This is a genomic window from Azospirillum sp. B4 (assembly GCF_000333275.1).
GTDB lineage: Bacteria > Pseudomonadota > Alphaproteobacteria > Azospirillales > Azospirillaceae > Nitrospirillum.
Map to the genome: position 1 here is coordinate 1 of NZ_BACU01000097.1, position 25,943 is coordinate 25,943.

At 68.7% G+C, this 25,943-nt stretch carries 17 protein-coding genes; 16 read left to right on the top strand and 1 reads right to left on the bottom strand.

Annotated elements, in window-relative coordinates:
- Nucleotides 1-2,139, bottom strand: a 2,139-nt coding sequence (locus I55_RS04865; RefSeq protein ID WP_049973840.1) for a type VI secretion system tip protein VgrG, incomplete at its 3' end; no start/stop codon positions are given.
- An 850-nt stretch (nucleotides 2,140-2,989) separates the two neighbouring features.
- Here I55_RS04865 and tagH point away from each other — a divergent pair.
- From tagH to tssH, 16 genes are all read left to right on the top strand, one after another.
- Nucleotides 2,990-4,669: a type VI secretion system-associated FHA domain protein TagH gene (gene tagH, locus I55_RS04870; RefSeq protein ID WP_159107109.1), complete on the top strand. Its 1,680-nt coding sequence runs from the start codon at nucleotides 2,990-2,992 to the stop codon at nucleotides 4,667-4,669.
- A 53-nt stretch (nucleotides 4,670-4,722) separates the two neighbouring features.
- Nucleotides 4,723-5,295, top strand: coding sequence for a type VI secretion system lipoprotein TssJ (gene tssJ / locus I55_RS04875; RefSeq protein WP_049973841.1), 573 nt, complete (start codon nucleotides 4,723-4,725; stop codon nucleotides 5,293-5,295).
- Nucleotides 5,296-5,305: 10 nt separating this feature from the next.
- Complete coding sequence (tssK, locus tag I55_RS04880; RefSeq protein ID WP_044559384.1) at nucleotides 5,306-6,649, top strand: type VI secretion system baseplate subunit TssK; 1,344 nt, start codon at nucleotides 5,306-5,308, stop codon at nucleotides 6,647-6,649.
- Nucleotides 6,649-8,019: a type IVB secretion system protein IcmH/DotU gene (icmH, locus tag I55_RS04885; RefSeq protein ID WP_049973842.1), complete on the top strand. Its 1,371-nt coding sequence runs from the start codon at nucleotides 6,649-6,651 to the stop codon at nucleotides 8,017-8,019. Before tssK ends, icmH begins: the two co-directional genes overlap by 1 nt.
- Nucleotides 8,016-11,612, top strand: a complete 3,597-nt coding sequence (tssM, locus tag I55_RS04890) for a type VI secretion system membrane subunit TssM (protein WP_049973843.1) — start codon at nucleotides 8,016-8,018, stop codon at nucleotides 11,610-11,612. The genes icmH and tssM overlap by 4 nt, the downstream gene beginning before the upstream one ends.
- Nucleotides 11,594-13,162, top strand: a complete 1,569-nt coding sequence (gene tagF / locus I55_RS37585) for a type VI secretion system-associated protein TagF (RefSeq protein WP_064742466.1) — start codon at nucleotides 11,594-11,596, stop codon at nucleotides 13,160-13,162. The genes tssM and tagF overlap by 19 nt, the downstream gene beginning before the upstream one ends.
- Complete coding sequence (locus tag I55_RS32765; protein WP_049973844.1) at nucleotides 13,159-14,427, top strand: serine/threonine-protein kinase; 1,269 nt, start codon at nucleotides 13,159-13,161, stop codon at nucleotides 14,425-14,427. Before tagF ends, I55_RS32765 begins: the two co-directional genes overlap by 4 nt.
- The gene (gene tssA / locus I55_RS04910) at nucleotides 14,427-15,590 is read left to right on the top strand and encodes a type VI secretion system protein TssA (RefSeq protein ID WP_044559385.1); all 1,164 of its coding nucleotides are present in this window, start codon (nucleotides 14,427-14,429) and stop codon (nucleotides 15,588-15,590) included. The genes I55_RS32765 and tssA overlap by 1 nt, the downstream gene beginning before the upstream one ends.
- A 74-nt stretch (nucleotides 15,591-15,664) precedes the next feature.
- Nucleotides 15,665-16,174, top strand: coding sequence for a type VI secretion system contractile sheath small subunit (tssB, locus tag I55_RS04915; protein WP_044559386.1), 510 nt, complete (start codon nucleotides 15,665-15,667; stop codon nucleotides 16,172-16,174).
- Nucleotides 16,174-17,667, top strand: coding sequence for a type VI secretion system contractile sheath large subunit (gene tssC / locus I55_RS04920; protein WP_044559387.1), 1,494 nt, complete (start codon nucleotides 16,174-16,176; stop codon nucleotides 17,665-17,667). Before tssB ends, tssC (I55_RS04920) begins: the two co-directional genes overlap by 1 nt.
- Complete coding sequence (gene tssC / locus I55_RS04925; protein WP_083900848.1) at nucleotides 17,667-19,130, top strand: type VI secretion system contractile sheath large subunit; 1,464 nt, start codon at nucleotides 17,667-17,669, stop codon at nucleotides 19,128-19,130. The genes tssC (I55_RS04920) and tssC (I55_RS04925) overlap by 1 nt, the downstream gene beginning before the upstream one ends.
- A gap of 13 nt (nucleotides 19,131-19,143) precedes the next feature.
- Complete coding sequence (locus I55_RS04930) at nucleotides 19,144-19,968, top strand: type VI secretion system accessory protein TagJ (protein WP_044559388.1); 825 nt, start codon at nucleotides 19,144-19,146, stop codon at nucleotides 19,966-19,968.
- Nucleotides 19,969-19,971: 3 nt separating this feature from the next.
- Nucleotides 19,972-20,463, top strand: a complete 492-nt coding sequence (tssE, locus tag I55_RS04935; RefSeq protein ID WP_044559389.1) for a type VI secretion system baseplate subunit TssE — start codon at nucleotides 19,972-19,974, stop codon at nucleotides 20,461-20,463.
- On the top strand, nucleotides 20,456-22,321 hold the full coding sequence (gene tssF / locus I55_RS04940; protein WP_044559390.1) for a type VI secretion system baseplate subunit TssF: 1,866 nt from the start codon (nucleotides 20,456-20,458) through the stop codon (nucleotides 22,319-22,321). The genes tssE and tssF overlap by 8 nt, the downstream gene beginning before the upstream one ends.
- Nucleotides 22,322-22,374: 53 nt before the next feature.
- The gene (gene tssG / locus I55_RS04945; protein WP_376739168.1) at nucleotides 22,375-23,397 is read left to right on the top strand and encodes a type VI secretion system baseplate subunit TssG; all 1,023 of its coding nucleotides are present in this window, start codon (nucleotides 22,375-22,377) and stop codon (nucleotides 23,395-23,397) included.
- A 216-nt stretch (nucleotides 23,398-23,613) separates the two neighbouring features.
- Nucleotides 23,614-25,943 (top strand): type VI secretion system ATPase TssH (gene tssH / locus I55_RS04950; protein ID WP_252181017.1); only part of this gene is annotated, 2,330 nt, incomplete at its 3' end.

A 25,943-nucleotide genomic window follows, 5' to 3' on the forward strand; every position in this document is an offset into this window, starting at 1 on the left:
AAAGGACACTTTGCCATCCGACGTGTGTTTCACTTTCTCCGCCAGGTTCATCGCCTGCTGATACTCCTCCGACTGCTCGCCCAGGCCTTGCTGCAGATTGTTCTTCCAGTCCTCGCCGGTCTGCGTCCCGCGATAGGCCACGGTGTAGTGGGTGCCGTCGGCCTCATCCTTGGCGAAGACCTGGGCGCGGAACGTCGTGTTGTCGGGGGACAGGTCAGCTTTACGCACACCCAGCTTCGCCAGCTCCGCCTTGCCCTCGGGCGTGTCGGGATCAAGCATGCGGTAGCCGGGCGGCATGGTGGGGTCGCTGCCGTAGGTGTGGTTGGCCAGCACGGCGTTGTCGCGGGCATCGGCCAAGGCGGCGCAGTTGGCCAGGCGGGCGGCGGTCTCGGGGTTGGAAACCTCTGACTGCGCGTTCTCCGGCTCCTTCATGTTCAGCCAGATCTTGCCCCCGTTGTAGCGGATACCGTCCTTGTCCATCACGGCGACACTGCCGTTGCTGGAAAGGATGATCCGTTCCGGCGTGAACTGGACCGTGCTGTTGCCCACCTTCAGCGCGATCAGTTGCCGTGCCTGGCGCACCGACGCCTTGGTCACCGTCTCGAACGCGTTGTTTTGGACGACCATGGAGAGGTCTTTCTGGGAGTGGAAGGCGATCTCCTCGGCGCCGGCCTTGTCCTCCAGGGTGAAGAGGTTGAAGCCGCCGCCGCCTGGGCTGCTGGCGGTGCGGAAGGTGGTCTGTGTCTGCTGGGCGGGGAGGCCCAGGGGGGCCGTGGTCTCGGAGTTGGGGACGGATCCCAGGATGACGGGTCGGTCGGGATTGCCCTCCAGGAAGGCGACGACCACCTCCATGCCCATGCGGGGTATGGTCTGGGCGCCGAAGCCCCGGCCGGCCCAGCCCTGCGCCACCCGTACCCAGCAGGAGCTGGCCTCGTTGGACTGCCCGCGGCGGTCCCAGAAGAACTGGACCTTCACCCGGCCGTGCTTATCGGTATAGATCTCCTGCCCCTTGGGGCCCACGACCACGGCGGTCTGCAGGCCGGCGATGGCCGGGCGGGAGGTGACGCGCGGCGGGACGTACGGGGTGGCCGCCGGCAGGCAGCTGAAGCGGTTGGCGTAGCCGGAGTGGCTGGACCCGGCGCTCTCGTAGCTGAGGTCGCTGGCCCGGTGGCTGATGCTCAGCACGACATAGGCGCCGTTCTCCGCCGCCACCGGATGGTCGGTCAGCTGGAAGCGGCCGCAGGGGGCCAGCGACCGGCAGTCGCTGGCGGCCTGCACCGTTTCCCGCTCCACCTCTTCCGCCTGCATGGCCAGCTTGGCCCGCCGCTCGCCATCGCCGGCGCTGTCGTGCAGGCCGGGATAATCGAAGTGCTCGTGCTCGGGATCCTGCTGGAAGGTGGAGACGGTGGGGACCGTCTGCTTCAGGTCCAGCTTGCTGGTCTGGAAGTTGTAGTCGCCCAGGCCCCAAGCACTGGCCTGGTAGGCGTGGCTGCGGTGCCATTCGGTGATGTGGTTGCTGTGGGCGGAGGCGGCGCTGAAGGGGATCAGCGGCTCAGCGCCCGTCTGGTAGGCGGACGTCTGGTGGCCCAGGACCAGGGTGTGCCTGCCGGCCTCATGGCGGAAGAAATAGTAGAGGCCATCCTCCTCCATCAGGCGGGAGACGAAGTTGAAGTCGGTCTCGCGGTACTGGACGCAATACTCCCGGGGGGGCGGGGCGCTAACGCTGGAGAAGTCGTACTGGGTGACGCCCAGTTCGCCGAAGATGGTCTCCAGGATGTCCAGGGTGGTCTTGTTCTGGAAGATGCGGCAGTCGCTGGTGCGGGTCAGGAACCACAGGCGGGGGACGACGCGCAGGGTGTAGTGCCGCTGCCCGCGCGAGGCGGCGTGCCCGCCGGTCAGTGACGCGACGACGCCGTTGAAGACGCGATAGACGCCGTCGTCCAGGCGCAGCTTCAAATCCACGCTCTGCGCGATCAGCACCTTCGGATCCAGGTTGTCGTCCATGGCGCGCACCGTCGCCCGGAACTCGAACGGCACCGACAGCCCCTCGGTCCCCTCCAGCGCCTCCAGCAGCAACTGGTCGGGCCCCAGGGGGCTGTCCATCCCCAGCAGCCGCTCCGCTTGGGTGTAGGTGTCCATCAGTTCCTCATATGCCCGGCGGACGGGTGCGCGCCGGACGCTTCCAGTCAGCGCGACACAAAACTATGGGGGGCGGGCGGGGCGTCAAGGGCACCCCACGGGCGAGGCCAACCGATATCAGGGCATGGAGCGACCAGAGATACGCCGTCATTTATTTTTAATGGTAGATGAACAGTGTGTCGTTCATGTTGATATGGCTTTAAAATTCTGCCGTTATTACAGAATTGTTGACTGCGTCTTGGCAGACTGACTTAGGCTGGGCGCACATCCGCCTCTGGCGAAGGGATTACAGTCTTACGGTAGAGGATTTCGGCGGGCCATATCCTGATGGCGGAAGGGCGTGGTGCGGGTTCGACGGTTAAGATCAGGAAACCCAAGGGAAACGGCCGCTTTTCGCCGCCCTGGCACCTCTGTGTTAACACATTATCGGGCTGGACCGGGGGCAAGGAAGGTGGTTCCAAGGGATCGAAGCCCCGTTTTCCGCCGGTCATAAGACCTGGGGTTTGGCCGTATATATCCATCGCCTGCCGGGTGGCCTAGACCTAAGAGGGATGGAATAGGCGCGTTCAATTTACTCAGGAATTACAACGGCCAATGACGCCAGTATCTGTTAAAATTGTATTTAAAATATACTTTGAAACTATACCAATTGACTGGGTGATAACGCCAATTTTTACCCATCTACCTCAGACTGCATACTCCAACGAGATCCGTTTCTGGGGGCTCGACGGAACTGCCGTCTGAATTATATCAGCGAGCATAGCTTGCTAAATTTATCGTTAAAAGATTGGACGCCCTATCGACCTCTCGGATGACGTCGATACCGCCGTCCTTGCGCAGCGAGGATCAGATGGCCCTTGTCTTACGGGTTCTTGTGGCTGGGGACTGCTCCATCTCCGAAGGTGAAACCCGCGTCTGTGACGGCGGCAGCTTCACCATCGGGCGTGGCGCGGAAAACGACTGGGTGGTCATCGACCCCCAGCGTCACCTGTCCAAGCAGCACTGCCGGATAGAGCTGCGCGGTCAGACCTACTTCGTCATCGACACCAGCACCAACGGCGTGTTCGTCGGCGGGGCGGCCACGCCGCTGGGCCGGGGCAACGCCCAGCCGGTGAACGATGGCGACGTGATCAACCTGGGCCCCTGCACCTTGCGCCTGGAAATCGAAGACCAGCCGGCGGCCCATGCCCCGGCGGCCCATGCCAACGGCGGCGCCTTCGCCAACCCGCTGTCCAACCCCACCTTGGCCTCCTCCCCGCTGGCCTCCCCCCAATTGGCCACCGCCTCCCTGGGCACCAGCGGTACCCTGACCGATCCGGACATGGACTACACGCTGGACGGACTGAACAACGGCCGCACCGGCTACGTGCCATCGCTGACGCAGGTGTTGGCCGGCGATCGTGTCGGCGAGTTGCAGTTGACCGACATGCTGGGCGACCGCGAGGCGGAACCGGAGCCGGCCTTTGGCGGCACGCTGGCCCATGCGCTGGCCAGCCATGCCGAGGTGGCCCATGTCGGTGCCGGCGCCTATTTCGAAGCGCCGGAGGTCAAGCACCCCGTCATCCCCATGGACTGGCAGGCGGAAGGGGAGGGGGCCGGCCCCCTGCATGAGGAGCTGGAATCCGTCAGCGCCGCCGCCCAGGTCATGGCGGATGCCTTCGCCACCCCGCGCCCCGGCCAGGCCGCGACCACCGCCCGCGCGCCCGCCATCCCGACCAATGGCGCCCCCCTCAATGGCGGGGGCGCCACCATCCTGCCCATCAACCCGGCCACGGCCGCCGCCCGGCCGCATCCGGTGGCCCCCGGCACCATGAACGCGACGCCGTTGGCGACCCCGGCCGCCGCCCCCCCGGCCCCCCAGCCGGTCGCCGCCGCCGCTGCGCCGTCGCCCGCGCCCGCTCAGGCTGCGCAGAGCCCGGTCTCTCAAGCTCAAGCCTCCCAGGCCCAAGCCCCCCAAGCCGCGCCGATCCCGGCGGATGTGTTCGAAGCCTTCCTGGCCGGTGTGGGTCTGCCGGTGGACGCGGTCGACGCGGCCGACGCCCCGGCGCTGATGCACAAGATGGGCCTGGCGTTGCGCGAGGCCGTCGCGGGCCTGCGCGAACTGCTGGAACTCCGTGCCTTCCTGAAGTCCGAGTTCCGCATCGAGCACACGCTGCTGCGCGCCAAGGAGAACAACCCCCTGAAGTTCTCCGCCAATCTGGAAGGCACGCTGGCCGTGCTGATCGGCCGCCGGGTCATGGGTTTCATGGACGCGCCCGAGGCCATCCGCGAAAGCTTGCGCGACATCAAGGCGCACGAAGTGGCGCTGATCGCCGGCATGAAGACGGTCGTGGCCGATGTGCTGGAGCAGTTGTCGCCTGACACCATTAGGAACGACGTCAGCAGTTCCATGGTGCCCCAGGTGCACAAGGCCCGCTGCTGGGAAAAGTACGAACAGACGCACCAGCGGATGATGGGCGAACAGTCCTACGGCCCCCCGCTCGGCACCAAGTTCTCCGCCGCCTACACCCAGCAGTTCAGGAACATCTGAACCTGCCCGGCTCCTTCCCCGAGACTACCCAGACCAACAGGGTTCCCCAGACGATGCCTTCCACCACCACCGCCCGGCGCATCGCCCCCGTCCGTCCCTTGGCCGCCACCCTGGCCGGCGCCGTCCTGTTGCTGGCGGGATGCGCGCATGAGCCGCCGCCCGCGCCGCCGCCGCGCACCACCGTGCCCGTGTCCATCAACGTCGGCCCGGACGCCAACCCGGACACGCTCGGCCGGCCGTCGCCCATCGTCGCCCGCGTCTACCAGCTGTCGTCCAAGGACAAGTTCACCATCGCCGCCCCCATCCAGCTGATTCAGCATGACGCCCAGGCGCTGGGCCCCGACCAGCTGGGCCGCGACGAATTCGTGCTGCAGCCGGGCGACAAGCGGCAAGTGACCCTGCCGCAGAACGAGAAGGTCCATTATGTCGGTATCGTCGCGGCTTACCGCGCCATTGACCAGGCCAACTGGCGTGAGGTGGTGGCCCTGCCGGACACGGGGCCTGTGTCGCTGAACATCACGGTCGGCGCCAACGGCCTGGTGGTGAAGCGCGACCCGGCGGCCAACCCGTCGCCGGCCGTGGCCCAGGGTGACGCGGCCCCGCGCACCGCCACCCCGGCCAAGTGAGGCCCCGGCCATGATGTCCGCCAACCGTGTGGTCTGGACCGAGGGCATGTTCCTGCGGGTTCAGCATTTCCAACAGGCCGACCGGCATGTCGAGCGCCTGCTGCACGCCCGCACCGAGCCGCTGGCCCCCTTCGCCTGGGGCCTGAGCGAACTGACGGTGAACCGGGAGCTGCTGGGCATCGGCAAGTTCGCGCTCGTCTCGGCCTGTGGCATCCTGCCGGACGGCACCCCTTTCTCCATCCCGGACGAGGCGGACCACCCGCCGCCGCTGGAGCTGTTCGACACGACCAAGAACTGCGTCATCTACCTGACCCTGCCCGTGCGCCAGCCCGGCGGGGCCGAGGTGGGGCTGACGAATTCTGAGGACGCCATCACCCGCTTCGTGCCCGCGCGGTATGAGGCGGAGGACGCCAATCTGGGCAGCGACCAGGCCGCCGCCATGGACGTGGCGCGCCTGCGCCTGCGCCTGGCGCCTGAGACCCAGCCCCTGGCGGGGTATGAGAAGATCGCGGTCGCCCGTGTGGTGGAGGTGCGGTCCGACCGCGCCATCATCCTGGATGAACAGTTCATCGCGCCCGTCACCTCGGTCGCGGCGCAAGCGCCGCTGGCGGCCTTCCTGACGGAATTGCAGGCCCTGATCCAGCACCGCGCGGAGGCCCTGGCCGGCCGTCTTTCCGGTCCCTCGGCCAAGGGGGCGGCGGAGGTCGCGGACTTCCTGCTGCTGCAGACGGTCAATCGGTACGAGCCGCTGCTGCGCCACTACGCCGCCACCGCCGCCATGCTTCATCCGGAGCGGTTCTACCGCCTGTGCGTGGAGATCGCGGGGGAACTGGCGACCTTCACCACCGAGACCAAGCGCGCCGCCGTATTCCCCGAATACCGGCATGAGGATCTGCAGAACACCTTCCGGCCCGTCTTCTCCGACCTGCGCGCCTCCTTGAGCGCCGTGCTGGAGCAGACCGCCGTTTCCATCCCGCTGCAGGCGCGTCGCCACGGCATCAAGGTGGGCGTCATCGTCGACCGGTCGCTGCTGTTCAACGCCACCTTCGTGTTGGCGGTCAACGCCGACATGCCGGTGGAGCACCTGCGCCGCGTCTTCCCCAACCAGGTGAAGATCGGCCCGGTGGAACAGATCGCGCAGCTGGTGAACGTCGCCCTGCCCGGCATCAACGTCCGGCCCCTGCCGGTGGCGCCGCGGCAGCTGCCTTACCGCAGCGGGCAGGTGTTCTTCGAGTTGGACCGCAGCAGCCAGCATTTCAAACAGCTTCAGAAGTCCGGCGGCATCGCCCTGCACCTGGCGGGTGACTTCGCGCAGATCGAAATGGAGCTTTGGGCCATCAAGGGGGGTGCGTGATGTCCTATCCCAGCTACGGCCAGACGGCGCACGAGCCGACCATCGTCAAGCCCACGCCGGGCGGCCGCCGGCCGGCGCCGGTGCAGCTGGTGGCGCCGCCCACCGACTACGCGCCCGAGGATACGGTGGATCTGACCCTGGGCGGGCTGAACCCCCTGGTCGCCGCCGCCGGTCCCATCCTGACGCTGGCGCGCCGGCTGCGCACCTCCGCCGCCCAGTCCAACATCGAGGGACTGCGTGAGCGGGTGGCGGAGGAGATCAAGACCTTCGAGAAGCGCGCCCAGGCCACGGGCGTCAGCAACGAGGCGGCACGCGCCGCCCACTACGCCCTGTGCGCCACCATCGACGACATCGTGCTGAACACCCCCTGGGGGGCCAGCAGCACCTGGGCGCGGGCCGGCATGGTCATCACCTTCCACATCGATGTGACGGGCGGCGAGCGCTTCTACGACCTGCTGAACCACCTGCTGAAGGATCCGGGCGTCAACGTCCAGGTGCTGGAGTTGATGTACCTCTGCCTGTCGCTGGGCTTCGAAGGCCGGCTGCGCATCCTGCCGCAGGGCACGCTGGAACACGCCCGCATCCGCGACAACCTCTACCGCATCCTGATGCAGCGGCGCGGCGACACCGAGCGCGAGCTGTCGGTCCACTGGCGTGGGGTGGAGGCCCCCTTCCGCCCGCTGCTGCCCAGCATCGAGTTCTGGACCGTCATGGCGGCCACGCTGATCCTCATCACGGCGATGGCCACGGGCTTCAGCTTCGCGCTGAACGGCAGCTCCGACGCCACCTTGGAACGGATGGCCACCCTGCCGCCCGTGGGCCAGCCCAGCATCAGCATCGCCCAGCCCACCGCCCCGGTTCAGCCCAAGGCCAAGGACATCGACCAGCTTCGCGCCTTCCTGGCGCCTGAGATCGCCCAAGGCCTGGTGACCGTGGTCGGCCAGGGCACCGACACCGTCGTGCGCATCCGCAACGCCGGCATGTTCGCGTCGGGCAGCAGCGAGGTCAACGACAGCTACGCCGCCTTGCTGAACCGCATCGGCGAGGCGCTGAACACGCGGCCGGGCAATGTGCTGATCACGGGACATACCGATAACATTCCCATACGCACCATCCGGTTCCCGTCGAACTGGCATTTGTCGCAGGCCCGGGCCGACGCGGTCGCCGCCGTCATCGCCCCCCACCTGACCGACAAGTCGCGGGTCAAGGCGCAGGGCATGGCCGATACCCAGCCCATCGCCACCAACGACCAGGAAGCCGGCCGCGAAGCCAACCGCCGCATCGACGTGATCCTGAGCACGCCCCCGGCCGCCCTTCCGGCGCCGCCGGCCGCCGCCGTCACGACGCCCAACGAGGGAACCGCCCAATGAGCGTCCCGCCCCTGAACGTCCCCAGCAGCGTCTCCTTCGCCCAGCCCTTGCTGTCGGCCCTGGCGCAGCCCTTCCGCGCCCGCTGGGTGTGGTCCCTGGTGTGGGCCGTCGGCTTCGCCCTGGCCATCTGGTTCTTCGGCGCCCTGGTGGCGGTGGGTAGCCACCGGCCGCTGGAAAGCGACCTGGTGCGCCTGATCGCCTGCTGCGCCGTTTTCGCCACCTGGGCCGCCTTCAACCTGCAGGTCAACCTGAAGGCCCGGCAGACCGACCGGCGTATGGTCAACGACCTGACCGACCCCAGCGCGGATGAGCGCCGCCGCAACGCCGACGTCAATTCGGCCGAGGAGCTGCGCCTGCTGCGCGACCGTTTGCAGGAAGCCTTGAGCCAGCTGCGCAAGAAGGCCGGCCGCAAGGGCATGGGCCGCAGCTACCTGTACCAGCTGCCCTGGTACATCATGATCGGGCCGCCCGGCTCCGGCAAAACCTCGGCGCTGCTGACCTCCGGCTTGAACTTCCCGCTGTCGACCACCATCGGCCGCGACCCGCTGAAGGGCATCGGCGGCACCCGCAATTGCGACTGGTGGTTCACGGACGAGGCCATCCTGCTGGACACGGCCGGCCGCTACACCACTCAGGACAGCGACCCGCACCAGGACCAGACCGCCTGGCTGGGCTTCCTGGACCTGCTGAAGAGCTACCGCCCCCGCCAGCCGGTGAACGGCGCCATCGTGGTGATGAGCCTGGCCGACCTGATGGCCCCGGACCCGACCGAGCGCCTGAACCACGCCCGCGCCATTCGCCTGCGCCTGAACGAGCTGTACGACCGCTTCGGCCTGCGCTTCCCGATCTACATGCTGTTCACCAAAACCGACCTGGTGCCGGGCTTCGTCGAATACTTCGACGCCCTGGGCAAGTCGGAGCGGGAGCAGGTCTGGGGCATGACCTTCCCCTTGGACAATGGCGCCGCCGATCATGCCGGCGTGGTCGACCAGTTCCCGCATGAGCTGGAAGGCCTCGTCCTGCGCCTGAACGAGCGGCTGCTGGAACGGGTGCAGCAGGAGGCGGATATCGAGCGCCGCGGCCTGGTGTTCAACTTCCCCAACCAGGTGGCCAGCCTGAGCGACGCCATGCTGGAGATCCTGACAGAGATCTTCCGCGCCAGCCCCTACGAGACGCGGCCCCTGCTGCGCGGCAGCTACTTCACCAGCAGCGTGCAAGTGGGCATGCCCATCGACCGCACCATGGCCACCATCGCCGCCACCTTTGGCCTCGATCCTGTGCGCATGCCGGCCAACAACCGCCAGGGCCGCAGCTATTTCCTGACCCGGCTGTTCAACGAGGTGATCTTCGCCGAGGCCGCCGTCGTCAGCCTGAACCCCAAGGTGGAACAGCGGCGCCGGCGCCTGCGCATCGCCACCTACGCGACCGCCGCCGTCATCCTGGGTGTGCTGGCCTACGCCTGGAGCACCGGCTACCAGGAGAACAAGCGTCAGGTCGCCCTGATCGACGATGGCCTGCAGGCCTATGACAAGGCGGCCGCCGGCATTCCCAGCCAGAACGTGACGGACGACGACCTGCCCCGCGTAGTCAAGCCGCTGAACATCCTGCGCAACCTGCCCACGGGACTGGAGAACAACGAGGGCGTGGCCAGCCACTGGCTGACCTTCGGCCTGTACCAGGGCGACAAGCTGAAGACGGTGCACGCCGCCGTCTATCACCGGGCGCTGAACGGCCTGCTGCTGCCCCGCCTGCTGGTGCGCCTGCAGAACCAGATCCGGGCGCATCAGGACGATGACGACTTCGTGGCCGGCGCGTTGAAGATTTACCTGATGCTGGGCAGCCGCGGCCCCATGGACGCCGCCGCCGTGCGCCAGTGGATGGCCGCCGATTGGGCCGCGGCCTGGCCAGGGGAGGCGAACAAGAGCCAGCGTGACGACCTGGCCCGCCACCTGGACACCCTGCTGGGCGGCAGCCTGGCGCCCATCCCGCTGGACGCCAGCCTGATCGCCCAATCGCGCCGCAACCTGGAGAAGCTGGCGCCGGCGGAGCGGGTCTACGCCCTGGTCCGTCAGCATGAGGGCGTCAGCCAGCTGCCGCAATGGCGCCCCGTCGACCATGCCGGTGCCACCGCCGACCACGTCTTCACCCGCATCTCCGGCAAGCCGCTGACCGAGGGCATTCCCGGCCTTTACACCCCCGAGGGCTACCAGGCCTTCCTGCCGGCGCTCTCGGCGGTGATCACCGAGGTGCAGGGGCAGGGCTGGGTGATGGGTGACAAGCCCGCCGCCGGCGCCAACCAGGCGGCCCAGGCCCAGGAGCTGCGCGACCGGGTGATGCAGCTGTACTATGCCGACTACATCCAGCAGTGGGACACCATGTTGGGCGACCTGCGCATCGTGCCGCTGGCCGACATGCAGCAGACCATCACCCTGCTGAACCTGGTCTCCAGCCCCGACATGCCCCTGCTCAAGCTGTTGAAGGATGTCGCGGCGGAAACCCAGATCGTCCCACTCCCGGCGGCGCCCAAGGGCGTGCCCGCGCCGGGCGGCGCCACGGTTCCGGCCGCCGTGCCTGCGCCGGACGTCCCGGCCGGGGCCTTGGCCGTGGCCCAGCACTTCCAGCCCATCGTCGACTTCGTCACGCCCCAGAACGGCGCGCCGGCGCGGGTGGAGGATCTGGTGCGCCTGTTGGGCGAGGCTTATCAGGAGCTGAGCAACGTCGCCAGCGGGCCCGGCAACGGCCGGATGGCCATGTACACCCGCACCTCCCACGGCGGGGCCGGCGGGCCCATCCAGATGCTGAACAGCCAGGCGCCGCAGATGCCGCGTCCCGTCTCCGGCTGGATCGGCACCATCACCGGCAGCGCGTCCGAACAGTCCGTGGGCGGTGCCCGCGCCCAGCTGACCAACTTGTGGGGCGGGGAGGTCGGCGGCTTTTGCACCCGCGCCGTCAAGGACCGCTACCCCTTCGCCAAGGACAGCGCCAAGGAAATCTCGGTGGGTGACTTCACCCGTCTGTTCGCCCCCGGCGGCATGATGGACAACTTCTTCAACGCGCACCTGAAGACCCTGGTCGACACCTCGGGGTCCAAGTGGCGGTGGAGCAAGGTGGGCGACACGGGCCTGGGCATTCCCGACAGCGTCCTGGCCTCCTTCCAGAACGCCGCCCAGATCCGCGACGCCTTCTTCCCCGACGGCGGCCAGCAGCCCCGCGTCGCCCTGCAGGTGACGCCGGTGACGCTGGATCCGAAGTCCACCGGCGTGCTGTTCGCCAGCGGCGGCCAGCAGATCGAATACCAGCACGGGCCGCAGTGGCCGGCCGCCTTGCAGTGGCCGGACAACGATCCCAACGGCGTCAGCCGCGTGGTGTTCGAGGTCACCGACGGCATGCCGCAGAGCGTGATGAAGACCGGCGCGTGGTCGCTGTTCCACCTGGTCGACCAGGGCACGGTCACGCCGCTGGGCAGCGACAATCTGCGGGTCAACTTCACCTCCGGCACCCACAACGCGGGGTTCGAGATGAAGTCCAGCACCGCGCTCAACCCCTTCATCCTCAAAGAACTGAGGGCGTTCCGTTGTCCAGTCTCTTTCTGAATGGCGCCGCCTCGGCCCGCGAGCCGGGCTTCTTCGGCAAGATCCCGGCCCGGGGCGACTTCGTCTCCCGGCGGCTCGACCCCGCGATCGTCCGCCCGTTGGATGAGTGGCTGCAGTCGTCGCTCGCCACCAGCCAGCGGCAGATGGGCGAGGCCTGGCTGCCCAGCTACCTGGACACGCCGGTCTGGCGCTTCGTCCTGGGGCCGGGGGTCTGCGGCGACACGGCCATCGCCGGCGTGCTGATGCCCAGCGTCGACCGGGTGGGGCGTTACTTCCCCCTGGTGCTGGCGGCCCCGCTGCCCGGCTGCGTCGCCCCCATCCGCCTGATCGAAAGCGGCCGGTCATGGTTCGACCGGGTGGAAGACCTGGCCCTGACCTCGCTGGATGATGACTTCGACTTCGACAGCTTCGACCAGGCCGCCCGCGTCCTGGGCGCGCCGCCCTACGACACCACCCGGGGCCCGGCGGAAAGCAGCGCCTTCCGCGTCGGCCTGGCCAACAACGGCGGGGCCGGCGGCCGGGGCGCCCTCGGCAGCGCCTATGCGGAACTGCTGGACCAGGTGCTGATCGGCTTCAACAACCGCTTCAGCCTGTGGTGGACCACGGGGTCGGACAAGGTCGCGTCCTCGCTGCTGATCTCTCCCGGCCTGCCGGCGCCGCAGAACTACGCCGCCTTCCTGGATGGCCGGTGGGAACGCTGGGGCTGGGAACGCCCGGCCGACACCGGGCTACACCTGGCGGATGAGGAGTTGCCCATTCTGCTGCTGCGGCCGGTGGTGGCCCTGCCGGGCCATGGCCGCACCCATCCCGGCACCCGCCGCACCATCAACCAGGACGCCCTGCTGCTGCGCCCTGACCTGGGGCTGTGGTGCGTCGCCGACGGCCTGGGCGGCCATTCGGCGGGGGAGGTGGCCAGCGCCCTGACGGTCAAGGCGCTGGACGGCGTGCTGCCGCCCCTGTCCTACGGTGGCTTCGTGGATGAGGTGCGCGAGGCCCTGGTGGAGGCCAACGACAAGCTGCGGGCCCAGGCCGCCACCCTGGGCGACCAGGCGCTGATCGCGTCCACCGCCGTGGTGCTGCTGATTTACGCCAACCGCTTCAACTGCCTGTGGGTGGGCGACAGCCGCGTCTACCTGCTGCGCGATGGCCGGCTGCGCCAGCTGACCACCGACCACGTCGCCGCCGGGGTCAACCACAACCAGCGCGCCACCATGCTGGTCACCCGCGCGGTCGGCGCCGCCGACACGCTGGAGATCGACATGGTGCAGGATGTGATCCAGCCGGGCGACCGCTTCCTGTTGTGCAGCGATGGCATCACCAAGGTGCTGGACGACACCGAGATCGCCACCCTTCTACATGGCCTGCCCCCGCGCGAGACGGTGGACGCCCTGGTGGAGAACATCCTGGTCAGCGGCGCGCCCGACAACCTGACCGCCATCGTCGTCGACGTGCCGGAGGCTGATCATCCGGTGGCCGCCGCCGCCGCCGCGCAAGCCCCGGTGACGGCGGCTCCGGCGCTGGAGGACGTGCGCCAAGGGGGTGCGGAATGAGCCCGGCCGCCATCATGCCCAGCCCGACCGCCGAGGCGGACACCCTGCAGCAGCCAGACGAGATGACATCGCTGCTGCTGAGCCCGGAGACACCGGACGAGCTGACGCGCTTCGCCCCGGCGGAGCTGACCGAGGTGCTGGTGACCCCGGCGGCGGCCGTCCCGGTGGTGCCGACGCGGGAAGGGATGGAGGGGCAGGTCGCGGGCTTCATCGCCGCCATCCGGGCGGAGGCGCACCGCGCTGGCCTCGACGAGGTGGCCTCCCTGGACCTGCTGACCGGCGCCCGCGCGGCGCTGGACCGCCATATCCAGTCCGCCCAACGCCCTTGGGAGGATGAACCGGCGGCATCGCCCGCCGGGGCGGCCGCGCCCAAGGCCGACCCCACCGGCTGGTCCGTGGCGCCGGGCAGCACCATGCTGAACACCTTCATCGTCCGCACCCTGCTGGCGCGCGGCGGCATGGGTGAAATCTACCGGGTGCGCCACCGCGACCTGAAGACGGACCACGCCATCAAGGTCATAATCCCGGAGTACCGGGACGACGCCAAGATCGTCGGCCTGTTCCATGAGGAAGGCCGCCTGCTGCAGCGCATCCGCCATGACGCGGTGGTGAACTGCGCCGGCCTGTTCCGCGACACCGACGGCCGCTCCATGCTGGTGCTGGAGTATATCGACGGTCAGTCGCTTTCCTACTTCCTGCGACGGGGCCCTGTGGCGCTGACGGGGCTGGAGGCACTGCTGCGCCGCCTGGCGGCCGGCCTCGCGGCCGTGCATGCCGCCGGCCTGGTGCACCGCGACGTCTCCCCCGACAACATCCTGCTACCGGGCGACAATCCCGCCGCCGCCAAGCTGATCGACTTCGGCGTGGCGCGGGAGATGCGGGGCGGGGTCACGCCGCGCGATGGGCTGGATTTCGCCGGCAAGTTCTCCTTCGCCTCGCCGGAGCAGCTGGGCATGCACGGCGGCGCCATCGGCGTGGCGTCGGACATCTACAGTCTGGGCCTGGTCATCGTGGCCGCCGCCCGGGGCGAGAAGCTGCCCATGGGCCAGACGGTGGAGGAGGCGACGGCCGCCCGCCGCCAGGTGCCGGCGCTGGACGCCGTGCCCAGCCGCCTGCGTCCCCTGGTCGAGGCCATGCTGCAGCCCGATCCCAAGCGCCGGCCCACCGATCTGGCGCCGCTGCTGCGGGCATTGGACAGCGTTCACGCCGCCCCGGCCCGTGGCGGCCTGTGGGCTCGGCTGTGGCCGTTCCGAAAGGGGGCGTGATGGACACGGTGATCCCATCCCCCGCCGACACCGCCGGTGCCACCCTGGACCTCCCCGGCCTGCTGGCCCCCATCCCGGGTGACCAGCCCTGCGGCCCCGACCTGCGCACCCATGCCGGGGGCGACGCCGCCTATTTCCAGCTGAAGGATCTGCGCGCCACGGCCCGCGCCATCGAGCGGCGGGCGGATTCCGAGGACGAGGCCCAGTCCTCCCTGGCGGAATGGCAGCGCATCCATGACTTGGCCCGCATCGTCCTGACGCAACGGACCAAGGATGTGGAGATCGCCGTGTGGCTGACGGAGGCCGCCGTGCGGCTGGACGGCTTCGCCGGCCTGGCCGATGGCTTCCGCCTGCTGACGGGCTTGGTGGAACGGCATTGGGATGGCGTCCATCCCCTGCCCGACACGGATGGCCCGGATGAGGACGGCATCGCCGTGCGGCTGGCGCCCATCGGCGGGCTGAACGGCCATGGGGCGGAAGGCACGCTGATCCAGCCCATCCGCAAGGTGCCGCTGCTGCGCGATGACGGGGGCGAGCCCATCGCCTATTGGCACTACGCCCTGGCGCAACGCGCCAGCCAGACACCCGACAGCCGCAGCCGGCCAGGCAGGACGCAGCCGCCCACGCTGGACGCCCTGTCCCAGCGCATGGGCCAGCAGCCGGCGGCCCGCAACCGGGCGCTGCTGGCCGAGGTCCGCGCCTGCCGCCAGGCCTTCCGTGACCTTGATCGGCTGCTGACCGAGCGGGCGGGCGCCGATGCGCCGCCCACCTCCACCATCACCCACATCCTGGAGGAGGTGGAGGACGCCGTCGTGTTCCTGACCGGCCTGTCGGCCAAGGAAGAGGTGGAGGAGGCCGCCGTGCCCGACGTGATCCTGCAATCCGCCACCGGCGCCCCGGTTCTCGCGGAGGAGACGGCTCCCCAGCGCCCGGCCAAAGGCATCACCAGCCGGGAGGAGGCGCTGAACCAGCTGGCGGAGATCGGCCAGTATTTCCGCCGGACGGAGCCACACTCGCCCCTGTCCTACACCATCGAGGACCTGGTGCGGCGCGGCCGCATGCCGCTGCCCGAACTGCTGGCGGAGCTGCTGGCCGATGCCGGGGCGCGCAACACCCTGCTGACCACCGCCGGCATAAGACCCAACCAGAACAACGGGCAATAAGCCATTGAGGCATCGTCATTCTTATTCCGGGGCAACCCTAGACAGACAGCAACCCATGGGTAGGAGAAGGTTAGATGGCCAGCGTTCATGACAAGCTCGAGCGGGTTCGCAAGCCGCGCGTGCATATCAAATACGAGGTCGAGACCGATGGGGCGATGGTCGAGAAGGAGCTGCCCTTCGTGGTCGGCGTGCTCGGCGATTTCTCCGGCGATCCGACGGAGGATCTGAAGCCGCTGAAGGACCGCAAGTTCATTCAGATCGACCGTGACAACTTCAACGAGATCCTGGCGCGCATGAAGCCGTCCCTGTCGTTGCGGGTTCGTAACGAACTGGAGGACGACGGCAGCGAGATGGCCGTGAATCTCAAGTTCTCCTCGCTGGAGGACATGGAACCCGGACAGATCGTCATGCAGGTGCCGGCACTGCGCAAGTTGCTGGAGACGCGCAACCAGCTGCGCGACCTGCTGACCAAGGCCGACCGTTCGACCCAGCTGGAAGACCTGCTGGAGTCCATTCTTCAGGATGACACCCAACTGCGGAAGCTGTCGCAGCAGTTGGGGGCCGCCACCGAGGAGGTGAAGTGATGACCGACACCCTGACCGTATCCCGCGAGGAAGCCGCCGCCGGCACCGTGGAGGGCGTCTCGCTGCTGGACCAGGCCATCGGCGCCACCAAGCAGACCGAACCCGCCCGTGTGCAGGAACTGCTGCGCACGCTGACGCAAGAGGCCCTGGGCGGCACCGTCACCTACAACCGCAATCTGACGCTGACGCTGACCGCGGCGGTGAAGGCCCTGGACGCCAAGCTGTCCAAGCAGCTGGCCGCCATCATGCATCATCCGGAATTCCTGAAGCTGGAGGGCAGTTGGCGGGGCCTGCACCACCTGGTGATGAACACGGAGACCAGCGCCAACCTGAAGATCCGCGTGCTGAACGTGCGTAAGCGCGAGCTGATGAAGGATCTGTCCAAGGCGGTGGAGTTCGACCAGAGCGAACTGTTCAAGAAGCTCTATGAGAACGAGTTCGGCACGCCGGGCGGGGAGCCCTACGGCATGCTGATCGGGGATTACGAGTTCACCAACCACCCCGAGGACGTGCAGATGCTGACCAGTCTGTCCAGCATCTCCGCCGCCGCCTTCGCGCCCCTGATCTCCGCCGCCAGCCCCAAGCTGTTCGGCTTCCAGGATTATCAGGAGCTGGCCAAGCCCCGCGATCTGGAGAAGATCTTCGAGACGGCGGAATACGCGCAGTGGCGCAGCTTCCGCGACAGCGAGGACAGCCGCTTCGTCACCCTGACCCTCCCGCGCGTCCTGGCCCGCCTGCCGTACGGGGCCGCCACGCTGAGCGTCGACGACTTCAATTTCGAGGAAGCCCCCCTGGACCCGGCCGGCAAGTCACTGGCGCTGGATCATAACGAGTACTGCTGGATGAACGCGGCCTACGTCCTGGGCTCGCGCGCCACCGAGGCTTTCGCCAAGTACGGCTGGTGCACAGCCATCCGTGGCGCCGAGGGTGGCGGCAAGGTGGAAACCCTGCCCACCCATGTCTTCGTCAGCGACGACGGCGACCCCGACCAGAAGTGCCCGACGGAGATCGGCATCACCGACCGCCGCGACGCCGAGCTGGGCAAGCTGGGTTTCCTGCCCCTCTGCCACTACAAGAACACCGACTACGCCGTGTTCTTTGGCGCCCAGACGGTGCAGAAGCCCAAGAAGTACGACCGCCCGGACGCCACGGCAAACGCCGCCATCTCCGCGCGCCTGCCCTACATGATGGCCACGTCCCGCTTCGCCCATTACCTGAAGGTGATGGCGCGCGACAAGATCGGCAGCTTCCTGGAAGTCGAGGACTGCGAGGCTTGGCTGAACCGCTGGATCAACAACTACGTCAACGCCAATGAGGGCGCTGGCCAGGAGATGAAGGCGGCCTATCCCTTGCGTGAGGCCAAGATCACGGTGAAGGAAATCCCGGGCAAGCCCGGCTCCTACAACGCCATCGCCTGGCTGCGGCCCTGGCTGCAGATGGAGGAGTTGACGACCTCGCTGCGCATGGTGGCACGGATACCGAGCAAGCTCTGATGCGACAGACCCTTGAGGCGGCAGCCCCGGGGGTGGCCCTGGCGACGGGGGGGCGGATCGACGCGATGGAAGGCCGGGTCCCCCGGCCGGACGCGCCCCCGGCTTGGCGGCTGGATCTCAGCCGCCATCCTGACAAGCGCCTGGTCATCGACCAGCTGATCGCGGCGATCGACGCTCTGCTCACGGCCCAGGTCAACGCCATCCTGCATCATCCCCGCTTCCAGCAGCTGGAGGCGTCGTGGCGCGGGCTGCTCCAGCTCGTGGACGCCTCGGCGTCCACCCGCGCCATCAAGATCCGGGTGCTGGATGTTTCCTGGCGCGAACTGTGCCGCGACTTCGAACGCGCCATCGAATTCGACCAGAGCCAGCTGTTCACCAAGGTGTACAGCGACGAATTCGGCACGCCGGGCGGGGAGCCCTTCGGCCTGCTGATCGGCGACTACGCCGTGCAGCACCAGCGGGACGCCGACCATCCCACCGACGACGTGGGCACGCTGAAGGCCATCGCCGCCGTGGCGGCCGCTGCCTTCTGCCCCTTCGTCACCAGCTGCTCGCCGGCATTGTTCGGGCTGGACAGCTTCGGCGACATGGCCAGCGACGTGGACCTCGCCCGTTCCTTCGAGGGGCATGAGTTCATCCGCTGGCGGGCGTTGCGCGAGGCGGAGGACGCGCGCTTCATCGGCATCGCCCTGCCGCGGGTGATGATGCGCCCGCCCTACCGCCATGATCCCAACCGCATCGACGGCTTCCGCTTCGCGGAGCGGGCCGGACGGCCAGGGGCGGGCGACTACCTCTGGGGCAATGCCGCCTTCGCCTTCGCCACCGTGGTCATGCGCGCCTTTCACCAGTACGGCTGGTTCGCGGATATCCGGGGCGCGCCGGATGACCTGAACGGTGGCGGCCTGGTGGACCGCTTTCCCGGCCATACCTTCCCGGCGCTGGGCGGGGCGACGGCGCCGGCCGCCCCGCTGGACGTCTACCTGTCCGACCGGCAGGAGAAGCAGCTGAGCGACCTGGGCGTCGTGCCGCTGTCGCGCGTCAGCTACGCCGACGCTTGCGTCTTCTACAGCTGCCAGTCCCTGCACGCGCCCAAGGTCTATGACCGGGCCACGGCTACGTCCAACGCCCGGCTCTCCGCCATGCTGCAGTACGTGCTCTGCGCCTCCCGCTTCGCGCACTACATCAAGATGATCGGCCGGGACAAGATCGGTTCCTTCGCCACCGCGCATGATTTCGAGGATCACCTGCGCGACTGGCTGCGGGGCTATTGCCTGGGCAACGACGACGCCAGCGCGTCGTTCAAGGCCCGCTATCCCTTGCGCGAGGCCGAGGTGCAGGTCCGCGACATCGCCGGCCGGCCGGGCGCCTTTGGCTGCGTCATCCATCTGAAACCGCATTTCCAGCTCGACGACGTCCAGACCAGCTTCCGCTTGGTCACGGAACTCGTCGGCCCCCAGGCTTGACGGAAGGGACCCCATGAGCCAGACCGCCATCACCCAAGCGCTGGAGGCCGGCGACCTGACCGGCGCCACGGTCGCCGCCACCGCCTATGTGCAGAACGCCCCCACCGACACCGGTTCCCGCTATCTGCTGGCCGAATTGCTGTGCCTGGGCGGGCAGCTGGAACGGGCGGACAGCCAGCTGTCCGTGGTGCTGAACCAGGACCCGGGCTCCATGGTCCCCGTCGCCCTGCTGCGGCAGCTGATCCGGGCGGAGACGGCGCGGCAGGACTGGTACCGCGCCGGCCGCCCGCCGGAGTTCCTGACGGAGGTGTCGGCCGCCGCCCGCCTGCACCTGGAGGCGGGCGTCCAGGCCCGCGCGGGGGACGCCAGCGGCGCGGCCCGGATCCTGGCGGAGGCGGAGGCCTTGCGCCGCCCGTCCGCCGGCCAGCACAAAGGCATCGCCTTCACCGATTTTCGTGACCTGGACGACGCCTGCGGCGGCCTGCTGGAGCTGCTGAGCGCCGATGGCGCCTATTACTGGGTGGACCTGGCGGACGTGCAGGGCCTGGACCTGGCCCCGGCCAAACGTCCGGCCGACCTGCTGTGGCGCCCGGTGCGCCTGAGCTTACGCGACGGCACCGCCGGCAGCCTCTATCTGCCTATGATCTATGCCGGTGCCGGCGGGGAGGGCATGACCGACCAGCATCGCCTGGGTCGCCTGACCGACTGGGTGGACCGCCACGGCGCCATCCTGGGCCGGGGCCAGCGCTGCTTCCTGGTGGGAGACGACGCGGTGGGCGCCGCCGACCTCACCACCCTGCGCTTCGACGGGCGCCAAGCGGATGTGGAGGCGGCGTAAGTCATGCCGGCACCCCAGCCCGCCACCATCGTGCCATCCGTGCTTGACCGGCTGATCCAGCCGGTGGAAGGCCCGACGGTGCGCGCCCCCGGCTGGAACGCGGCGCTGTCGCAGCTGAAGAACGCCATCCGCCGGGATCTGGAGGCCATGCTGAACACCCGCCGGCGGCCGGGCAAGCTGGGGCCCGACCTGGCGGAGGTGGGGCGGTCCGCCCTCAACTACGGCATTCCCGACTTCACGGCCCTGAACATGGCGGCGCCGGAGCGTCAGGCGGCGTTCGGCCGGGCGCTGGAGACGGCCATCCGCGAGTTCGAGCCGCGCCTGTCCGCCGTGGCCGTCACCCTGCTGAACGGCGGCCGCAATCTGGATCGCACCTTGCGCTTCCGGGTGGAGGCGGTGATCCGCCTGGATCCGGCGCCCGAACCCATTGTCTTCGAATCCGTGCTGGATCCCGTCAGCCAGACCTTCCTGATCAAGGGCGACCCCCATGCCTGACACCTTCCTGTCCTTCTACAACCAGGAACTGGCGGCCATCCGACGGGCGGCGACCCGCTTCGCGGCGGAGCACCCCAAGGTGGCGGGCAACCTGCGCATCAGTCCGACCACGGTGGACGACCCCCATGTCGCCCGGCTGATCGAATCCTTCGCCTACCTGACGGCCCGGGTGCGGCAAAAGCTGGATGACGACTTCCCCGAACTGACCGACGCGCTGCTGGGCGTGCTCTACCCCCACTACGTGACGCCGCTGCCCTCCATGGCCATCGTGCAGATGAAGGCGGCGCCGGAGCTGACGGGCAGCTTCACCGTGCCGCGTGGCGCGCAGGTGGAGACGGAGGCGGTGCGGGGTGAGCCTTGCCGCTTCCAGACCACGATGCCGACCGAGATCTGGCCGGTGGAGGTGACGGCGGCCAGCCTGGCGGCCCTGCCGGCGGCGGCCCCCCTGGTGGCGGCCGCCCGCCAGGCCAAGTCGGTGCTGCGCCTGAAAATCAGCTCCACCGCCCAGGGCCAGGGGCTGACCGACCTGGGCGTGGACCGCCTGCGCCTGTTCCTCTCCGGCCCGCCGGAACTGGCCTACACCCTGCACGAGCTGCTGCTGAACAACGTCGTCGGCATGGCGGTGGTGGAGGATGTGAACGATCCCATGCCGGTTGAACTGGGACCGGAGCACCTGACGCCGGTGGGTTTCGAGCCGGAGGAGGGCATGGTGCCCTACGGCGCCCAGTCCTTCCTGGGTTATCGCCTGCTGAGCGAGCTGTTCGCCTTTCCGGAAAAGTTCCTGTTCGTGGACCTGCATGGCCTCACCGCCCGCAGCCTGCGCGGCGTCGGCCGGGATATGGAGGTCTACCTCTACCTCGACCGCGTGTGGACGGAGGGGGAGCGGCTGGTGCGGCCGCAGGTGTTCGCGCTGGGCTGTGTCCCGGTCGTCAACCTGTTCCGCCAATCGGCGGAGCCCATCATCCTGGGCCACGACGCGACCGAATATCTGGTGCAGGCGGACGCGCGCCGGCCGGAGGCGCGCGAGATTTACGCCATCGAGCGGGTGCGCGCCTCGTCGCCCCGGGGGGAGAAGGCCGAATTCCTGCCGCTCTATGGCAACCACCACGGTGGGGACCCGGCCCGGCACCAGCACTTCTGGCATGCCATGCGCCGGCCCCGCGGCGGGCGCGACCGCAGCAGCGAGATGTACATCTCCCTGGTCGACGTGGGCCTGAACCCCAACGCCCCGCCCGACTGGACGGTCAGCGTGGAGACGCTGTGCTTCAACCGCGACCTGCCGGCGCAACTGCCTTTCGGCGGCGGCCATCCCCGCCTGCACCTGACTGAGGGCGGGCCGGTGGGCGGTGTCACTTGCCTGACCCCGCCCACGGCCGTGGTGCGGCCCCAGACGGGCGACGGCGCCCGCTGGCGCCTGATCTCCCATCTCAACCTCAACCACCTGTCGCTTATCGATGGCAAGGGGGGGATGGACGGCCAGAGGGGGCAAGGGCAAAGGGGGGAAGGGCAGGGCGGCGCGGCGGCGTTGCGGGAACTGCTGAAGCTTTACGACCTGAAGGACACGCCGGAAACGCGCGCCATCGTCGACGCGGTCACGGCCATCGGTTATCGCCGGGCCACGGCGCGGGCGCCGCACGCCGACTTCGCCGCCCTGTGCCGCGGGGTGGATATCGACCTGGTGATGGATCCGGAGCGGGCGGGCGCCATGGGCGTCTATCTGCCGGCGGCGGTGCTGGAGCGCTTCTTCGCCCTTTACACCTCCCTCAACTCCTTCACCCGGCTGACGGTGCGGGCCAAGGGGCGGAGCGAGCCGTTGGCCCGCTGGGGGGCCCGTATCGGCGCCAAGGTGACGGCATGAACGCCATCGCTCCCACCCCCACCTTGGCCGGCCCGCCGGCCCTGATCGATCTTCTGCGGCAGGAACCTTTTCGCTTCGACCTGTTCCGCGCCATCCAACTGCTGGAACGGCAGTTCGGTGGCGGGGAGGAGGATGAGCTTCCCATCCGCTTCGCCGCCAACCAGTCGTTGTGTTTCCCGGCGCATGAGATCCAGCGCCTGCACCTGCCGCATCTGGCGGATGAGGCCGAAGGGGACGGCGAGGAGGGCGGCCGGCCGGAACCCGCCCGCCTGGACCTGAACGTCATGACCCTGACGGGGCCGGTGTCGGCCCTGCCGCAGACCTATACCGAGACGGCCATCCGCAGCCTGCGCGACCGCACGCCAGGCTTCGCCGCCTTCCTCGACCTGTTCAACGACCGCCTGGCCACCTTGCTGTTCCGTGCCTGGCGCCGCTATCGCCTGCCCGCCTTGTATGAGCACCGCGGGCTGGAGGGCGGCGACGGCGCCACGGCGGCGTTGTTCGGCATCGCCGGCTTCGGCACGGCCCACCTGCGCGGGCGGCTGTCGGTGGGGGACGAGGTGCCGCTGTTCTACGCCGGCCTGTTCAGCCAGCAGCCCCGCGCCGCCATCTCGCTGGAGCGCCTGCTGGCCGACGCCTGCGGCTTGCCGGTGAAGGTGCGGCAGTTCGCCGGCCGCTGGATCGCCATCCCACCGGAGGAACAGAGCCGCCTCCGCCTGGGCGGCAAGGCCCCGGCCTACAACCGCCTGGGGGTGGACGCGGTGGCCGGCGCCCGCATGTGGGATGTGCAGGGCCAATTCCGCATCGTCCTGGGCCCCCTGACGCGGCGCCAGTTCATGGACCACCTGCCAGGACGCCCCGGCCTCAAGCGCCTGGTGGAACTGGCCCGTCTCTACGCCGGGCCGGAGTTGGGCTTCGACGTGCAGTTGGTGCTGCATCGGGAGGAGGTGCCGGCCTGCGCCCTGGATGGTCGGGACGGGGCGGGACCGCGTCTGGGCTATGACAGCTGGGTGGCGTCGCTGCCCATGCTGAACGACCCTGATGACGCAATTATCAGTATAAAAGGCGTTGATTAAAGCTATTTTTTTATCTAAAATATGAAAAGGGGCCTTGTATTAATGTAATATTACGTAAGTGAGGCAATAACAGTGGCAAATTGGATATTATAACTATTGGGTAAGTTTCAGGATGATTTCCAGTTTTATTTTGCAGTCGTGCCATCGGTGGGCCTGGGGCATGCGGTGGGATCGAGGTTTACGTCAACCAAGAGCGCGGGTCTGGACATGGATTCGATGGATCTGAGGACGCTGGTCGATGGGCTGGATGCCACGGCCCGGCGTGCACTGGAAGCCGCAGCCGGCGGCGCCATGGGCAAAACCCATTATGAGATCGAGATCGAGCACTGGCTGCACGCCCTGCTTGATCGGCCGGATACCGGCCTGCGCCCGGCCTTGCCCCAGGTGGGGATGACGCCGGAGACGCTGGAGCGCGCGCTGGAGCGGGGGTTGGCCCGGTGCCGCACCGGCAGCAGCCGGGCGCCCGCCTTCTCCCCCCGCGTGGTGTCGCTGATGCGCGAGGCCTGGTTCCTGGCCACCCTGCGCTTCAAGGCCGGCGCCATGTCGCCCCTTCACCTGTTGGCCGCCCTGGTGGCGGACAAGAACGGCGCGCTGGCCTTCGGTGAGCTGGCGGCAGCCCTGGAGGCCATCGATCCCCAGGCGCTGGACGCCCTGATCGAGGCGGAGGCGCCGGCGGCCGGTGCCGTGCCCGGCACAACGGCCAAGCCCGGCGGCCGCACACCCAACCTGGACGCGTACACCATTGACCTGACGGCGGAGGCGGCCCAGGGCCGCATCGACCCCATCACCGGCCGGGACGCGGAGGTGCGGCAGGTCATCGATATCCTGACCCGCCGCCGCCAGAACAACCCCATCCTGGTGGGCGAGGCCGGCGTGGGCAAGACCGCCGTGGTGGAAAGCCTGGCGTTGCGCATTACCGCCGGCGAGGTGCCGCCGGCCCTGCGGGAGGTCAGCATCCGTACCCTGGACCTGGGATTGCTGCAGGCCGGCGCCGGCGTGAAGGGGGAGTTCGAGAACCGCCTGAAGGGGGTGATCGATGAGGTCAAGGCCTCCCTCAAGCCCATCATCCTGTTCGTGGACGAGGCGCACACCCTGATCGGCGCCGGGGGCCAGGCGGGGCAGGGCGACGCCGCCAACCTGCTGAAGCCCGACCTGGCGCGCGGGGCCTTGCGCATGGTCGCCGCGACCACCTGGGCGGAATACAAGCGTTATATCGAGCGTGACGCCGCCCTGGTCCGCCGCTTCCAGCCGGTGAAGGTGGATGAGCCGGACGAGGCGACGGCCATCGCCATGATGCGCGGCCTGGTGCCGACGCTGGAGAAGCACCATGGCGTGCGCATCCTGGACGCGGCGGTGCGGGCGGCGGTGGAATTGTCACACCGCTACATCACCGGCCGCCAGTTGCCCGACAAGTGCGTCAGCGTGCTGGACACCGCCGCCGCCATGGTGGCCATGAGCCAGGCCGGCCGGCCGGAGGCGCTGGACGCCGTGGCGCGCGAGGCCCAGGGGCTGGAGACGGAGAAGGCATCGCTGCTGCGCGAGGCCGCGCTGGGCGCCGACCATGACGCGGCCGTCACCGCGCTGGACAACCGCCTGGCCGACGCCCGGCTGCGGCAGGAGGACCTGAACTGGCGCTGGACGGAGGAACGCCGCCTGATCGATGAGATCGTGGGTGTACGGGGCGCCCTGGAAAACAAGATGGCGGAAACGGCGGGCGCTGACACCGACATGGCGGCGCTGCGCGCCCGCCACGCCCGCCTGCACCAGGACCTGGCGGACTTCCAGGGCGAACGGCCCCTGATGCATCACGACGTCACCGCCCAGGCGGTGGCGGAGGTGGTGGCGCGCTGGACCGGCATTCCCGTCGGCCGCATGCTGTCCAGCGAGATCGAAACGGTGCTGGGCCTGGAAAGCCGCCTGGGCCAGCGGGTGGTAGGCCAGGACGACGCCCTGCACCTGATCGCCGACGTGCTGCACACCGCCCGCGCCGGCATCGCCGATCCGCGCAAGCCGCCCGCCATCTTCCTGCTGGCCGGCCCCAGCGGCGTGGGCAAGACGGAAACCGCCCTGGCGCTGGCCGACATGATGTACGGCGGGGAGCAGAGCCTGACCGTCATCAATATGTCGGAGTTCAAGGAGGAGCATAAGGTTTCCCTCCTTATGGGCTCTCCCCCCGGCTATGTCGGCTATGGCGAGGGCGGCATCCTGACGGAGGCGGTGCGCCGCCGGCCCTACGGCGTGCTGCTGCTGGATGAGATGGAAAAGGCGCACCCCGGCGTGCAGGACATCTTCTACCAGGTGTTCGACAAGGGCGTGCTGCGCGATGGCGAAGGCCGCGACATCGACTTCCGCAACACCACCATCCTGATGGCGTCCAACGCCGGGTCCGACCTGCTGACGGCGCTGGCCGCCGACCGCGAGACGCTGCCGGATCTGGCGGGCCTGACCGCCGCCCTGCATCCGGAACTGCTGAAACACTACAAGGGCGGCTTCCTGGGNNCGGTGACGGTGGTGCCGTACCTGCCGCTGACGNCCGAGCGCCTGCG